At 70.7% G+C, this 13,608-nt stretch carries 12 protein-coding genes and 1 pseudogene; 7 read left to right on the forward strand and 6 right to left on the reverse strand.

Annotation, left to right across the window (positions count from 1 at the left end; translation table 11 throughout):
- Positions 1 to 22: 22 nt before the first annotated feature.
- Complete coding sequence (nirD, locus tag AB0I52_RS14665) at positions 23 to 379, forward strand: nitrite reductase small subunit NirD (RefSeq protein ID WP_363072531.1); 357 nt, start codon at positions 23 to 25, stop codon at positions 377 to 379.
- Positions 380 to 434: 55 nt separating this feature from the next.
- Complete coding sequence (locus AB0I52_RS14670; RefSeq protein ID WP_363072422.1) at positions 435 to 1,364, forward strand: oxidoreductase; 930 nt, start codon at positions 435 to 437, stop codon at positions 1,362 to 1,364.
- 33 nt (positions 1,365 to 1,397) lie between these two features.
- Here AB0I52_RS14670 and AB0I52_RS14675 read toward each other — a convergent pair whose 3' ends face one another.
- The 4 genes from AB0I52_RS14675 to AB0I52_RS14690 form a co-directional block, all read right to left on the reverse strand.
- Entirely contained in the window at positions 1,398 to 1,808 is a 411-nt protein-coding gene (locus AB0I52_RS14675; RefSeq protein ID WP_363072424.1) for a VOC family protein, read from the reverse strand.
- 171 nt (positions 1,809 to 1,979) lie between these two features.
- Positions 1,980 to 2,999, reverse strand: a complete 1,020-nt coding sequence (locus tag AB0I52_RS14680) for a helix-turn-helix domain-containing protein (RefSeq protein WP_363072426.1) — start codon at positions 2,997 to 2,999, stop codon at positions 1,980 to 1,982.
- Positions 3,000 to 3,582: 583 nt separating this feature from the next.
- Positions 3,583 to 6,345: a pyruvate, phosphate dikinase gene (gene ppdK / locus AB0I52_RS14685; protein ID WP_363072428.1), complete on the reverse strand. Its 2,763-nt coding sequence runs from the start codon at positions 6,343 to 6,345 to the stop codon at positions 3,583 to 3,585.
- 324 nt (positions 6,346 to 6,669) lie between these two features.
- Entirely contained in the window at positions 6,670 to 7,308 is a 639-nt protein-coding gene (locus tag AB0I52_RS14690) for an HAD family hydrolase (protein WP_363072430.1), read from the reverse strand.
- Between the two features lie 77 nt (positions 7,309 to 7,385).
- Between AB0I52_RS14690 and AB0I52_RS14695 the strand changes: the two are divergent.
- Positions 7,386 to 8,045 (forward strand): annotated as a pseudogene (locus AB0I52_RS14695) (GntR family transcriptional regulator); the annotation flags it as partial.
- Between the two features lie 30 nt (positions 8,046 to 8,075).
- Here AB0I52_RS14695 and dusB read toward each other — a convergent pair.
- Entirely contained in the window at positions 8,076 to 9,224 is a 1,149-nt protein-coding gene (dusB, locus tag AB0I52_RS14700) for a tRNA dihydrouridine synthase DusB (RefSeq protein ID WP_363072432.1), read from the reverse strand.
- A 100-nt stretch (positions 9,225 to 9,324) separates the two neighbouring features.
- On the opposite strand from dusB, the gene AB0I52_RS14705 reads away from it, so the two are divergent.
- Both AB0I52_RS14705 and AB0I52_RS14710 read left to right on the forward strand, forming a co-directional pair.
- The gene (locus tag AB0I52_RS14705) at positions 9,325 to 10,926 is read left to right on the forward strand and encodes an MFS transporter (RefSeq protein ID WP_363072434.1); all 1,602 of its coding nucleotides are present in this window, start codon (positions 9,325 to 9,327) and stop codon (positions 10,924 to 10,926) included.
- A gap of 65 nt (positions 10,927 to 10,991) precedes the next feature.
- Positions 10,992 to 11,231, forward strand: coding sequence for a hypothetical protein (locus AB0I52_RS14710; RefSeq protein ID WP_363072436.1), 240 nt, complete (start codon positions 10,992 to 10,994; stop codon positions 11,229 to 11,231).
- Positions 11,232 to 11,238: 7 nt separating this feature from the next.
- On the opposite strand, the gene AB0I52_RS14715 is transcribed toward AB0I52_RS14710, so the two are convergent.
- Positions 11,239 to 11,481: a DUF6243 family protein gene (locus AB0I52_RS14715; protein ID WP_363072438.1), complete on the reverse strand. Its 243-nt coding sequence runs from the start codon at positions 11,479 to 11,481 to the stop codon at positions 11,239 to 11,241.
- Between the two features lie 385 nt (positions 11,482 to 11,866).
- Here AB0I52_RS14715 and AB0I52_RS14720 point away from each other — a divergent pair, with 385 nt between their 5' ends.
- Together AB0I52_RS14720 and AB0I52_RS14725 are read left to right on the forward strand one after the other, a co-directional pair.
- Positions 11,867 to 12,880 carry an aldo/keto reductase gene (locus AB0I52_RS14720; RefSeq protein WP_363072440.1) on the forward strand — a complete coding sequence of 338 codons (1,014 nt, stop codon included), beginning with the start codon at positions 11,867 to 11,869 and terminating at the stop codon, positions 12,878 to 12,880.
- A gap of 135 nt (positions 12,881 to 13,015) precedes the next feature.
- Positions 13,016 to 13,603 (forward strand): TetR family transcriptional regulator, encoded by a 588-nt coding sequence (locus AB0I52_RS14725; protein ID WP_363072442.1) that lies wholly within the window; start codon positions 13,016 to 13,018, stop codon positions 13,601 to 13,603.
- The last annotated feature ends 5 nt before the right edge of the window (positions 13,604 to 13,608 follow it).

Genomic DNA, 13,608 nt, shown 5'->3' on the forward strand with positions numbered 1-13,608 from the left:
GACGACGACCGAGACGACGACGATGCCCGAGACGACGGAGACCGCGCGGGACACCCGCGTCATCCGGCTCGCCGACGGTGGCGGCTGGCTCGCGGTCTGCGACCGTTCGCTGCTCACACCGGGCCGCGGGGTCGCGGCGCTGCTCCCGGACGGCAGGCAGGTCGCGCTGTTCCTGGACCGTGCGGGACGTACGTACGCGATCGGCAACCGCGATCCGTTCACCGGGGCCTGTGTCCTCTCGCGCGGCCTGGTCGGATCGGAGGGCGGCCGGCCGTTCGTCGCCTCCCCGCTGCTGAAGCAGCGCTTCGACCTGGCGACGGGTGCCTGCCTGGACGACGACGAGGTCACCGTTCCGGTCTTCGAGGTCCGCGCGGACTGAGCGGGCCGAACGGCACGCTTCCGGCCATTGCGCCGTCCGGTCGTACGCTTGATCCATGAGCCAGCGCCGGTACGCGAGTGACCTGCCCGACCAGAGCGGCCGTACGGCCGTGGTGACGGGAGCCAACAGCGGTATCGGGCTGATCACCGCACGGGAGCTGGCACGACGCGGTGCCCGGGTGCTGCTCGCCTGCCGTGACGAGGGGCGCGGCAAGGAGGCGGCGGCCCGCATCCGCGGCGCGGTGCCGGACGCGGACGTGGAGTTCGCCGCGCTGGATCTGGCCGATCTGTCGTCGGTACGGGAGTTCGCCGCGTCGTACACCCCTGACCGGCTCGATCTGCTGATCAACAACGCCGGTGTGATGGCCCTCCCGTACGGGAGGACGGCAGACGGTTTCGAGACCCAGTTCGGCGTCAACCACCTCGGGCACTTCGCCCTCACCGGGCTGCTGCTGCCGAAGCTGCTCGACACCCCGGGCGCGCGGGTGGTGAGCGTGTCCAGCGGTCTGCACGTCCTGTCCAACATCGACATGGGCGATCTCAACAGTGAGCGCGACTACCGCCGCTGGATCGCCTACGGCCGCTCGAAGACGGCCAACCTGCTCTTCGTCCACGAGCTGGCCCGGCGGACCGCCGCCATCGGCAGCGGGCTGGTCGCCGCCGCCGCGCACCCGGGCTACGCGTCGACCAATCTGCAGACGGCGGGCGTCCGGATGGAGAACCGCAGGGCGGCGGAGCGGGTCATCGAGTTCGGCAACCGGATCGTCGCCCAGCCCGCGTCCGCGGGCGCCCTGCCCAGCCTGTACGCGGCCACCGCGCCCGGCGTGCGGCCCGACTCGTTCACCGGTCCGCGGCTGCTGGGCTGGCGCGGTGCGCCGGCTCCGTCCTGGCGGGCGGGCTGGACGCTCAACGATGTGGCGAGCGAGCGGCTGTGGGTGGCGTCGGAGCAGCTGACCGGGGTCACCTTCGCCGGCCTCGGGGTCTGATTGCCCCGCGGCCCCCTCGCCCCCGTGGTGGGCTCAGCCCTGGCCCTCGACGGCGGCCGGGTCCATCCACACGACCTCCCAGATGTGGTGGTCCGGGTCCTGGAAGGACCGGCCGTACATGAAGCCGAGGTCCTGGGGCTCGTTGGCGGGCGAGCCGCCTGCGGCGAGCGCCGCGTCGGCCAGCTCGTCCACCTTCTCGCGGCTGTCGGCGCTCAGCGCCAGGAGCATCTCGGTGGTCTTCGAGGCGTCGGCGATCTCCTTCTTGGTGAAGTCCTTGAAGCGCGGCTCGGTGATCAGCATGGCGAAGATCGTGTCGCTGATGACGAGACAGGCGGTGTTCTCGTCGCTGAACTGCGGGTTGAAGGAGAATCCCAGCTTCCCGAAGAAGCCCTTGGTCGTCTCCAGGTCCTTGACCGGCAGGTTAACGAAGATCATCTGAGGCATGGCCGTCTCGCTCTCTCGGTGGGTGAATACGGTGAGTGGATTCGGTGGGCGAATCCCGTGCGTTCCCTGCGAACGGGTCACGAGAGGTAGACGCCGGGGCCGCCGGAAACTCATCGGTGCCGCGCGGGAAGCCCCGCCGGCCGTTCTCCCGTCCGGCGGGCCCCGTACCGATCACGACACCGCGAGCGGCGCACCGCCCCGCAGCAGCGAGCCGCCCAGCGGGGTCAGTGTGTGCAGGACCGAGCTGCCGTGGCGCAGGGTGTGCACCAGCCCCGCTTCCCGCAGCACACTGGCGTGCTGGCTCGCCGACGCGAGGGAGACCCCGGCCCGGCGGGCGAGCTCGCTGGTCGTGCAGCCGTCGCCGATGGTCCGCAGCACCGTCGACCGGGTGTTGCCGAGGAGCCGGCCGAGCCAGGGGCCCGGTTCGGCGAAGACCGGGGCGCTGGTGTGGCCGACCGGATAGACGAGCACCGGCGGCAGCAGCGGGTCACGGAGGACGACCGGGGCGCCGCGGCAGAAGAAGGACGGCTGGAGGAGCAGTCCCCGGCCGTCCAGACGCAGTTCGCGGTCGACCGGGTAGTCCGCCTCCAGCACCGGCGCCCGCCAGCGGATCACCGGCGGGAGCGAGGCGAGCAGCTCGTCCGCGCCGCCGTCCAGGAGAGCGCGTCCCCGGACGGCACGGTCGGCCTCGATGCCGGCCTGGATATGCGGCCAGTACGGTTCGACCGCGGCGCGGTGGTAGCCGCGCAGCGCCCCGATGAGCCGGCCCAGGGGCTCGGAGCGCCCTTCCCGCAGCGCGTCCAGCCGCACCGGCCGTACCGCCCGCCGGGCCGTGGCGGTACGGCCGCCGGTCGCTCCCCCGGTGCCCAGCATCGCCAGTTCGGCCCGCAGCCGCTCGGGCGGGGTGTCGCGCAGGGCCTCGATTCCGGTGCTGAAATCCAGCGGTTCCGAACCTTCCTGAGAAGGCGTCAGGAAGTCCGGGAAATAGCCGCGCGGTGGAACCACCGCGGACAGCAGATGTGCTTCACCATTCAACCGCGGACGGGTTTCCGTGCGCCATTTCCCGAACACCGTGGAAGCACGCCGGTCCCTCAGCCGGTGAAGACTGAGAATGGTCTCCCACAATGCGTCCGGCCCGGTGGCCATCCGCACTCTGGAAAGGTCCCATCCGGATATATGGATACGCAGCACCGATCCCCCACCCGCTTGCACCTGCAATTACCCCCACGTAAGAGTATGCGAGCCGTCACACCACGTCACCACGGGGTTTCGGCCAGAGGTGAAACGTCTCGCGTCGACCTGGTGTCACCCGAAAGGCTGTACGACGTCGGGTTGCGATTCCAGAGCCACCGGAAGAGCGAGTGAAGGCCGTGGGGGGTTTTGCTCGCTCGGCGGCCGTTGGCAATGGTGCGGCTCCGCACCCGACGGGGGTAAGCCGGGTGCGGCCCATGGATGGGGATCCATGGGCCGCACCCTGGTTCCGCTCCGGCCCGCGCAGGTCCGCTCCGGCCCATCTCTTTGCGCATTAAACGAAGCAATGGAGCGCCCGGAATCACGGAAAGCGCTCACTCACGGCCGACGCATACGGCCCCCGCTCAGTCCCGCCCACGGCCCCGGGCCCCCGCCGCACCGCCGGATCCACGGGTCCGGCCGACATGGCGAGGCGGCGGCACCCCCGCACAGGGTGCCGCCGCCGGGAATTCCGTGGCCGCCGCCGGACCGGTGAGGGTCCGCTGAGCCGGCGACAGCTCCGGAATCAGTGGGTACCGCCGCGTCAGCGGCTGTCGCTGCCGCGCGACTCGGCCGCCGCCCGGCCCGCCTCCAGACGGGCCACCGGAATGCGGAACGGTGAACAGGAGACGTAGTCCAGGCCCACCTCGTGGAAGAAGTGCACCGACTCCGGGTCGCCGCCGTGCTCGCCGCAGATGCCGAGCTTCAGGTCGGGACGGGTGGCCCGGCCGGCCTCGACGGCACTGCGTACCAGCGAACCGACGCCGTCCCTGTCGATCGTCTCGAACGGCGACACCCCGAAGATGCCCTTCTCCAGGTACGCGGTGAAGAACGAGGCCTCCACGTCGTCACGGGAGAAGCCCCACACCGTCTGGGTCAGGTCGTTGGTGCCGAAGGAGAAGAACTCCGCCGCCTCGGCGATCTGACCGGCGGTCAGCGCGGCGCGCGGCAGCTCGATCATCGTGCCGATCTTCAGCTTGAGGTTCGTGCCGGTGGCCGCCTGGACCTCAGCGATGACCCGGTCCGCCTCCTCGCGGACGATCTCCAGCTCCTGGACCGTGCCGACGAGCGGGATCATGATCTCGGCGCGCGGGTCGCCCTTGGCGTTCTTGCGCTCGGCGGCCGCCTCGGCGATCGCCCGTACCTGCATGGCGAACAGACCGGGGATCACGAGACCGAGCCGGACCCCGCGCAGACCGAGCATCGGGTTCTGCTCGTGCAGCTTGTGCACGGCCTGGAGCAGGCGGAGGTCGTTCTCGTTGGCGTCCTTGCGGGACTCGGCGAGCGCCACCCGGACCGACAGCTCGGTGATGTCGGGCAGGAACTCGTGCAGCGGCGGGTCGAGCAGCCGCACGGTGACGGGCAGTCCGTCCATCGCCTCGAACAGCTCGATGAAGTCGGCCTTCTGGAGCGGCAGCAGCGCGTCCAGCGCCGTCTCGCGCTCCTGGTCGGTGTCGGCCAGGATCAGCTTCTCGACCATCTCGCGGCGCTCACCGAGGAACATGTGCTCGGTGCGGCACAGCCCGATGCCCTGGGCGCCGAAGCGACGGGCCCGCAGGGCGTCCTCGGCGTTGTCCGCGTTGGCCCGCACCCGCAGCCGGCGCACCCGGTCCGCGTACGCCATGATCCGGTGCACGGCGGCGACCAGTTCGTCGGCGTCGTCGGCGCCCGCGTGCATCCGGCCCTCGAAGTACTCGACGACCGGAGACGGCACGACGGGCACCTCACCGAGGTACACCTTGCCGGTCGACCCGTCGACGGAGACGATGTCCCCCTCCTCCACGACCGTGGTCCCGGCCGTCAGCCGGCGCCGCTTGGTGTCGACCTCGATCTCCTCCGCGCCGCAGACACAGGTCTTGCCCATGCCCCGGGCGACGACGGCGGCGTGCGAGGTCTTGCCGCCGCGCGAGGTCAGGATGCCCTCGGCGGCGATCATGCCGTCGAGGTCGTCCGGATTGGTCTCGCGGCGGATCAGGATGACCTTCTCGCCGGAACGGGACCACTTGATCGCGGTGTACGAGTCGAAGACGGCCTTGCCGACCGCCGCTCCCGGCGAGGCGGCGATGCCGCGGCCGAGCCGCTGCGGCCCCTCCCCGCCGCGCGCTCCGGTGTCCTCGAAGCGCGGGAACATCAGCTGCGCCAGCTGCGCGCCGTTGACCCGCTGGAGGGCCTCGGCCTCGTCGATGAGGCCCTGGTCGACGAGCTGGGTGGCGATCCGGAAGGCGGCACCGGCGGTGCGCTTGCCGACCCGGGTCTGGAGCATCCACAGCCGGCCGCGCTCGATGGTGAACTCGATGTCGCAGAGGTCCCGGTAGTGGGTCTCCAGCGTCTCCATGATCGTGATCAGCTGGTCGTACGACTTCTTGTCGATGGACTCCAGATCGGCGAGCGCCACGGTGTTGCGGATTCCGGCGACGACGTCCTCGCCCTGCGCGTTCTGCAGGTAGTCGCCGTAGACGCCCTGGTGGCCGCTGGCCGGGTCACGGGTGAAGGCGACGCCCGTACCGGAGTCGGGGCCGAGGTTGCCGAAGACCATGGAGCAGACGTTGACCGCGGTGCCGAGGTCGCCGGGGATCCGCTCCTGGCGGCGGTAGAGCTTGGCCCGGTCGGTGTTCCACGAGTCGAAGACGGCCTTTATGGCCAGATCCATCTGCTCGCGCGGGTCCTGCGGGAAGTCACGTCCGGCGTCCCGCGTGACGATCTTCTTGAACTGCCTGACCAGCTTCTTCAGGTCGGCCGCGTCGAGATCCACGTCGACGCTGACGCCCTTGGCCTCCTTCGCGGCCTCCAACGCCTCCTCGAAGAGGTCGCCGTCGACACCGAGGACGGTCTTGCCGAACATCTGGATGAGCCGGCGGTAGGAGTCCCACGCGAACCGCTCGTCGCCGCTCTGGGTGGCGAGACCGACGACGGACGCGTCGGACAGCCCGATATTGAGGACCGTGTCCATCATGCCGGGCATCGAGAACTTGGCGCCGGAGCGGACGGAGACCAGCAGCGGATCGTCGGCCTGGCCGAGCTTCTTGGTCATCCGCGCCTCAAGGGCGTCGAGGTGCGCACTCACCTCGTCGCGCAGCGCGGCCGGCTCCTCACCGCTGCCGAGGTAGACCTTGCATGCCTCGGTGGTGATGGTGAAGCCGGGAGGGACCGGGAGCCCGAGATTGGTCATCTCGGCGAGGTTGGCACCCTTCCCGCCCAGCAGGTCCTTCAGATCCTTGTTGCCCTCGGTGAAGTCATAGACGAACTTCTGCCCCGCAGGCTCCCGGGACTCCGGGGTGGATACGTGGGGATCTTTGTTTTCCGACACGGGTCTCGACTCCTCGAGGACGCGGTGGCTGCCCTGACGGCGAGGAACATACCCAGATCAAAGGTGTCTGGGTACGTCCACCTGGCCGTCGTGCGGCCGCAACCACCTGTCCGCCAGCAGATCCAATGAATCTCTCCGGCGATCAAGCCGAGGCTCCTCCTTCAGACTGTGAAGGCGGCATGGCCAGTTCTTGAGCCTCGACACTCATATGAGCGAACCTCTTCGCATCTGAGTGCACTTCTCGAAGGCTGCAACGTGGCACCGAGTGCCAGATCTTCCAGAAGTGCAGCAATCACCCTTACGCTCACCTGAGCGCATCCTCGATCAAACGTGGCGCGAATCACGCTGATTTCGGACCCGCATTCCAGGATCCGGACGCCTCAGGCAGTCACTCAGTACCCCGAGGTCCACCTCTTCCAAGCTACGGGCGAACGTCCGCCCCTGCCCGGGGGCCACGGGCAGCAGCGACGGGACCACCAGCACCGCGCACCCCGCCGCGTCGGCCGACGCGGCGCCGTCCGGGGAGTCCTCCACCGCGACGCAGGCCGAGGTCGCGGCCGCGAACCGCTCGGCCGCCGCCCGGTACGGGTCGGGATGCGGCTTGGTCCGTACGGTGTCGTCGGCCGAGAGCGTGAAGGCGAAGCCCACCCCGGCCGGCGACCCTGCCGCCACCGCGTCCACCACGCTCCTCGGTGAGGCGCTGACCAGGGCGAACGGCACTCCGGCGGCTTCCACCGAGGCCAGCAGCGCGGCGGCGCCGGGACGCAGCGGCACGCCCGCGTCGACCTTCCGGAAGAAGGAGTCGGTCAGCTCGGCGGCGGTCCGGTCGAGTGCGGCGCTGCGGTCGAGTGCGGCGGCCCGGTCGAGTGCGGCGCTGCGGTCGAGTGCGGCGCTGCGATCCGGCTCGGCGCCGCGGTCCGGCTCGGCGGTCCGGTCCAGTGCGGCCGCGGCCCCGCCGGTCACCGCGATCAGATGGGCGGCGGTGTCCGCGACGGCCCGGCCGACGACTTCCGGCGCGTCGGCGTCGGTCAGCCGGTGGCGATCTCGCCGCCCGCTGGTCCGTCTCGCGCGGCACGGTCCGCCAGGCGGTGGCGCTCCTCGCCTCCGAGGGACTGATCGGATCCCGGCAGGGGGCGCGGCGGGTCGTCCTGCGCCGGGAGCGCCGCCAGAGCTTCGCGCAGCTCAACAGCTTCGCGCAGTGGGCCCAGGCGATGGGGTGCGAGGTCTCCAGCCGCATCCTGACCCGCACCACGCGGACCGCGACCGCCGAGGAGGCCGAACGCCTGGACGCGGAACCGGGCAGCGACGTGCTGTACGTACTGCGGCTGCGGCGGCTCGACGGGGAGCCGGTGATGGTCGAGCGGACCGTGTACGCGGACTGGGTGGCCCCGGCCGTCCTGGCGCTGCCGGAGGACTGCGTCTCGATCATGAACAGCATCGCGGAGCGTGCCGACATCGTCGCGCACTACGGCGAGCACCTGATCGACGCGGTCGCGGCGGGCAGCGAGGACGCCCGGTTGCTGCGGGTGCGCCGGGCCAGCCCGCTGCTGCGGCAGCGGCACCTGACGTACACGGCGGCGGGCCGGGCCATCGAGTGGACGGACGACCGCTACCGGGCGGGGAGCATGGTCTTCAACGTGATGAACTCCGCGGCGGCGGCCCCGCTGGAGCGGCGGGCGGGCCCGGACGTCGGAGGCTGACGCCGGGGGCCGATGCGGTTTCGTACCGGCTCAGCCGCCGGAGGTGTCCAGTTCCGCGTCCGCGCTGACGCCGGCGCAGTCGTAGGGGTCCTTCAGCCAGCCGTCCGGAAGAACCACCCGGTTGTTGCCCGAGGTGCGTCCGCGCGGGCCGTCGGCGCCGTCCGGCCACGGCTGGTCCAGCCGCAGTTCGTTGAGCTGCGAGCCCAGCTCCTCCAGCGAGGAGGTGACCGCCAGGTTCCTGCGCATCTCGGAGCCGACCGCGAAGCCCTTGAGGTACCAGGCCACGTGCTTACGGAAGTCGATCACGCCCCGGGTCTCGTCGCCGATCCACTCCCCGAGCAGCGTCGCGTGCCGCAGCATCACGTCCGCGACGGTGCGCAGGGAGGGCGTCTGCCTCGTCCCCGTACCCTCGAAGGCGCTCACCAGGTCACCGAAGAGCCAGGGGCGGCCCAGGCAGCCGCGGCCCACGACCACGCCGTCACAGCCGGTCTCGCGCATCATCCGCAGGGCGTCGTCCGCGCACCAGATGTCGCCGTTACCGAGGACGGGGATCTCCGGGACGTGCTCCTTGAGGCGGGCGATGGCGTCCCAGTCGGCGGTGCCGCCGTAGTGCTGGGCAGCGGTCCTGCCGTGCAGGGCCATCGCCGTGACGCCCTCCTCCACCGCGATCCGGCCGGCGTCGAGGTAGGTGAGGTGGTCGTCGTCGATGCCCTTGCGCATCTTGATGGTGACCGGCAGAACGCCCGCGTTGGAGACGGCCTGGTGGAGGATCGCGCGCAGCAGCGGCCGCTTGTACGGGAGCGCCGAGCCGCCGCCCTTGCGGGTGACCTTGGGGACCGGGCAGCCGAAGTTCAGATCGATGTGGTCGGCGAGGTCCTCGTCGACGATCATGCGGACGGCCTTGCCGACCGTGACCGGGTCCACTCCGTACAGCTGGATGGAACGCGGGGTCTCACTCGCGTCGAAGCGGATCAGCTGCATGGTCTTCTCGTTGCGCTCGACCAGCGCCCGCGTCGTGATCATCTCGCTGACGAACAGCCCCTTGCCGCCCGAGAACTCCCGGCACAGCGTGCGGAAGGGCGCGTTGGTGATGCCGGCCATGGGGGCGAGGACCACCGGCGGCTGCACGGTGTGCGGGCCGATGCGGAGCAGCTGGGGCGAGGGGGCGAGCGTGGTCATTCCCCCATTGTCGCGTACGCGGAGAACTGCTCCCGGCGAGCAGCCGCAGCGGCAGCCGTAAGCAGCGGCGACGATCGTTAGTCAGCCGTACCATCCGTGTATGCCCGAGCTCAGCCACCGGCGACGGATGCTGGTGCTGGCGATCTGCTGCATGAGCCTGCTGATCGTCAGCCTGGACAGCACCGTCCTGAACGTCGCTCTCCCCTCCATGCGCCAGGAACTGCACGCGAGCGTCGCGGGGATGCAGTGGACGATCGACGCGTACACGCTCGTCCTCGCCGCCCTGCTCATGCTCGCGGGTTCGACCGCCGACCGGATCGGGCGGCGCAAGGTCTTCAAGGCCGGGCTCGTCCTCTTCACCCTGGGCTCGGCGCTCTGCTCGATCGCGCCCAGCCTGGAGACACTGGTCGTGTTCCGGATGGTGCAGGCCGTCGGCGGCTCCATGCTCAACCCGGTCGCGATGTCGATCATCACCAACACGTTCACCGAACCGCGCGAACGCGCGCGGGCGATCGGCGCCTGGGGCGGTGTCGTCGGCATCTCGATGGCCGCGGGACCGGTGATCGGCGGCAGTCTGGTCGATTCGGTCGGCTGGCGGTCGATCTTCTGGATCAATCTGCCGGTCGGCATCGCCGCACTGCTGCTGACCTGGAAGTACGTCCCCGAGTCGCGCGCCGCGAAGCCCCGCCGCCCCGATCCGGTGGGCCAGCTGCTGGTGATCGCGCTGCTGGGCTCGCTGACGTACGCGATCATCGAGGCGCCGCAGAAGGGGTGGGCCTCCGCGGAGATCCTGCTGTTCGCCACGGTCGCGGCGGCGTCCCTGATCGGCCTGCTGGTGTACGAGCCCCGGCGCGCCGATCCGCTGATCGACCTGCGGTTCTTCCACAGCGCCCCGTTCAGCGGGGCCACCGTCATCGCGGTCAGCGCCTTCGCCGCACTCGGCGGCTTCCTCTTCGTCAACACGCTCTATCTGCAGGACGTACGGGGGCTGAGCGCATTCGGCGCCGGCCTGTACATGCTCCCGATGGCGGCGGTGGTCTGTGTCCTGCCACCGATCTCGGGGCGCATCGTCGCCAGCCGGGGGCCACGTATCCCGCTCCTGGTCGCGGGGGTCGCGATGGCGGCGAGCGGGCTCATGTTCGCGCTGTTCGACGCGGAGACCGACAACATGCTGATGTTCACCGGCTATGTGCTGTTCGGGCTGGGCTTCGGCTCGGTGAACGCGCCCATCACCAACACCGCCGTCTCCGGAATGCCGCGGTCCCAGGCGGGCGTCGCCGCCGCGGTCGCCTCGACCAGCCGCCAGATCGGGCAGACGCTGGGCGTCGCCGTGATCGGTGCGGTGCTGGCGGCGGGGGTGGCCGGCGCGGGCTCCTCGGGCGGCATCGGGCCGGCCGGCGACTTCGTGGCGGCGAGCAGACCCGCCTGGTGGATCATCACCGGCTGCGGGGGGTGCGTCCTGGTGGTCGGGGCGCTGAGCAGCGGGCGCTGGGCACGGGGCACCGCGCGCCGGACCGCTGAACGCCTGGAGGGGGCCGCGACGGCGAAGGGCCCTTCGCCGGGCGGTGGTTCATCGGCGGGAGGCTCTTCGGCCGTGGCGTCGGGAGCGGGCGCGAAGCACGGTCCGGCCGGTGGCCAGCCGGATGGCCGGCCGGGTGACAAGCCCGGTGGTCAGTCCTCGGCGGCGAGCACCAGGGCCTGAACCCGCTGGAGCCGCTCCGTCCGACTCGTACAACTGGATCTCTCCAACGGCGAAACACCCAGTCCATGCGCCCGTTCGGTGACTTCATCAAGCAGCAGCGCATGATGCAGGACGACGAGTACTGGGTCGACCTCGACGGCTTCACTCTGCAGGGAAAGCCGCCGTCAGGGAAGTCGCCGCCCTCGCAGGCCGAGGTGCTTCCGTCGTCCGGGTCGATCTCTGTGCGGGAACGGCGGTGGCCCGGAACACCTGGGGTGTTCCGGGCCACCGGTCATACGTGTGGTGGTGCGACCCGCTCCCTGTGAACGGGCGTCAGCTCTGCGCCGGGGCGTCCTGATCGGCGGTGTCCTGCTCCGGGGCGTCCTGCTCGGCGGCGTCGTCGGCGGGCGCGGGGTGACCGGCGCGCTCCCGCATCTTGCGCAGCAGCTCCTGCTTCTCCTCGGCCGCCGTCTTCCGGTCGGCGTTGCGCTCGGGACCTGCGCCCTGCTGCTCGGCGCGGGACAGCTTCTTCCGCTGTCCGCCGACGCCGAGAAGGTTGTTACGGCTCTTGGCCACGGGGTTCTCCCATTCGTGGTGAAAGTGAGGTCTGAAACGACCCTGGATCGATCCGGTGGGCGGCGGGTGGTCGGGCCCGCCGCGCGCTCACTCGTAGATCTGGAAGAACGAAGACATGCCGAAACGGTACCGCGCCCGAAGCGGCTCCAGCACCGGATTTTCGCCCGGCCGGGTTCACCCCGAAGAGGGAACATGGACTGACAGATATTGAAAACTGTCATCGCGTGTGCCATGGTCGATATGCACGCACAACACCTCACCTTTCCTTCCTTCCTGCCCTGCCCTGCCCTGCCCTGCCCGCTCTGCCTGCTCTGTCCGTCACGTCCTGCCCTCTCCGCTCCCCGTCTCTCCTCTTCTGCCCTCCTCCACCACCCGGGAGTTCCTCATGACCGCCCTCCGCACCCACACCCTCGGCTCCACCGGCCCGCAGGTCTCCACGCTCGGCCTCGGCTGCATGGGGATGTCCGCGCTGTACGGCGAGACGGACCGCGCCGAGTCGGTCGCCACCATTCATGCCGCGCTCGACACCGGTATCAACCTGCTGGACACCGGCGACTTCTACGGCATGGGACACAACGAACTACTGATCAACGAGGCCCTGCGCACCGCCCCCGCCGCCGCCCGGGAACAGGCCCTGATCAGCGTGAAGTTCGGCGCGCTGCGGACCGTCGAGGGCGGCTTCAGCGGCTATGACGGCCGCCCGGCAGCGGTCAAGAACTTCGCGGCCTACTCACTCCAGCGGCTGGGCCTCGACCACATCGACGTCTACCGGATCGCCCGGCTCGACCCCGACGTCCCGGTCGAGGAGACCGTCGGCGCCATCGCCGAGCTGGTCGAGGCCGGACACGTCCGCCACATCGGCCTCTCCGAGGTCGGCGCGGAGAAGATCCGGCGGGCAGCGGCCGTCGCCCCGATCTCCGATCTGCAGATCGAGTACTCACTGATCTCCCGGTCCATCGAGGCGGAGATCCTGCCCGTCTGCCGGGAGCTGGGCATCGGCGTCACCGCGTACGGGGTGCTCTCCCGCGGGCTGATCAGCGGCCACTTCGCCCGCGACCGCGAGCTGGCCGCCGGTGACTTCCGGACCATGAGCCCCCGCTTCCAGGACGAGAACCTCCAGCACAACCTCGACCTGGTCGACGCGCTCCGCGAGATCGCCGAGCAGAAGGGCGTCACAGTCGCCCAGATCGCCATCGCCTGGGTCCTCGCCCAGGGTGCGGACATCGTGCCGCTGGTCGGCGCCCGCAGGCGCGACCGGCTGACCGAGGCCCTCGGCTCCCTGGACGTGGAGCTGACCGCGGCCGACCTCTCCGCGATCGAGGAGGCGGTCCCGGCCGGCGCGGCGGCGGGCGCCCGCTACCCCGACAGCCAGATGGCCCACCTGGACAGCGAGCGCTGACCTCCGGGTACGGTCAGCAGGGTTCGGCGACACCGCCGGCAAGCCGCACGTGAGCCCTCGTCCGGCCGCCCGGCCCCGAGCCACCCGCAGCCGCCCGCAGCCGCTCGACGCCCCCGAAAGGCAGCACACCCGCCCATGACGCCGCCGCCCGACCCGCTGACTCCCGAGCGCATCCTCGAAGCCACCGAGGACGTGCTGCGCCGCTACGGCCCCGCCAAGGCGACCGTGGTCGACGTAGCCCGGGTACTCGGCGTCAGCCACGGCAGCGTGTACCGCCACTTCCGCACGAAGACCGCCCTCCGCGAGGCCGTGACCGGTCGCTGGCTGACGCGCACGGAGCTCGCGCTCACCGAGATCCTGCACGCCTCGGGCCGGCCGGCCCCGGCGAAGCTGCGGCAGTGGCTGGAGACACTGTTCGAGGCCAAGCGGCACAAGGCGGGTGACGATCCGGAGCTCTTCGCCACCTATGAGGTGCTGACGGGCGAGAGCACCGTGGTCGAGGAGCACATCCGCGAACTGGTGGGCCAGCTACGGGAGATGATCGAGGAAGGGGTGGCAGACGGGCAGTTCGCCGTGGACGACCCCGCGGCGGCAGCACAGGCGGTCTTCGACGCGACGGCGCGGTTCCACGACCCGGCATATGCCGCCGAGTGGCGGAAACCCGCCATCGTCGCCGAGTTCACCGCCGTCTCTGACCTGCTGCTGCGCGGCCTGCGCGCCTGACGGCG

The organism is Streptomyces sp. NPDC050423, from assembly GCF_040655445.1.
Lineage (GTDB): Bacteria > Actinomycetota > Actinomycetes > Streptomycetales > Streptomycetaceae > Streptomyces.

Bases quoted from the DNA above. Each gene is read 5' to 3' on its own strand.
- AB0I52_RS14710 (WP_363072436.1), top strand. From the start codon at position 10,992: ATGCGCCCGTTCGGTGACTTCATCAAGCAGCAGCGCATGATGCAGGAC.
- dusB (WP_363072432.1), bottom strand. From the start codon at position 9,224: ATGACCACGCTCGCCCCCTCGCCCCAGCTGCTCCGCATCGGCCCGCAC.
- nirD (WP_363072531.1), top strand. From the start codon at position 23: ATGCCCGAGACGACGGAGACCGCGCGGGACACCCGCGTCATCCGGCTC.
- AB0I52_RS14670 (WP_363072422.1), top strand. From the start codon at position 435: ATGAGCCAGCGCCGGTACGCGAGTGACCTGCCCGACCAGAGCGGCCGT.
- AB0I52_RS14675 (WP_363072424.1), bottom strand. From the start codon at position 1,808: ATGCCTCAGATGATCTTCGTTAACCTGCCGGTCAAGGACCTGGAGACG.
- AB0I52_RS14725 (WP_363072442.1), top strand. From the start codon at position 13,016: ATGACGCCGCCGCCCGACCCGCTGACTCCCGAGCGCATCCTCGAAGCC.
- AB0I52_RS14705 (WP_363072434.1), top strand. From the start codon at position 9,325: ATGCCCGAGCTCAGCCACCGGCGACGGATGCTGGTGCTGGCGATCTGC.
- AB0I52_RS14720 (WP_363072440.1), top strand. From the start codon at position 11,867: ATGACCGCCCTCCGCACCCACACCCTCGGCTCCACCGGCCCGCAGGTC.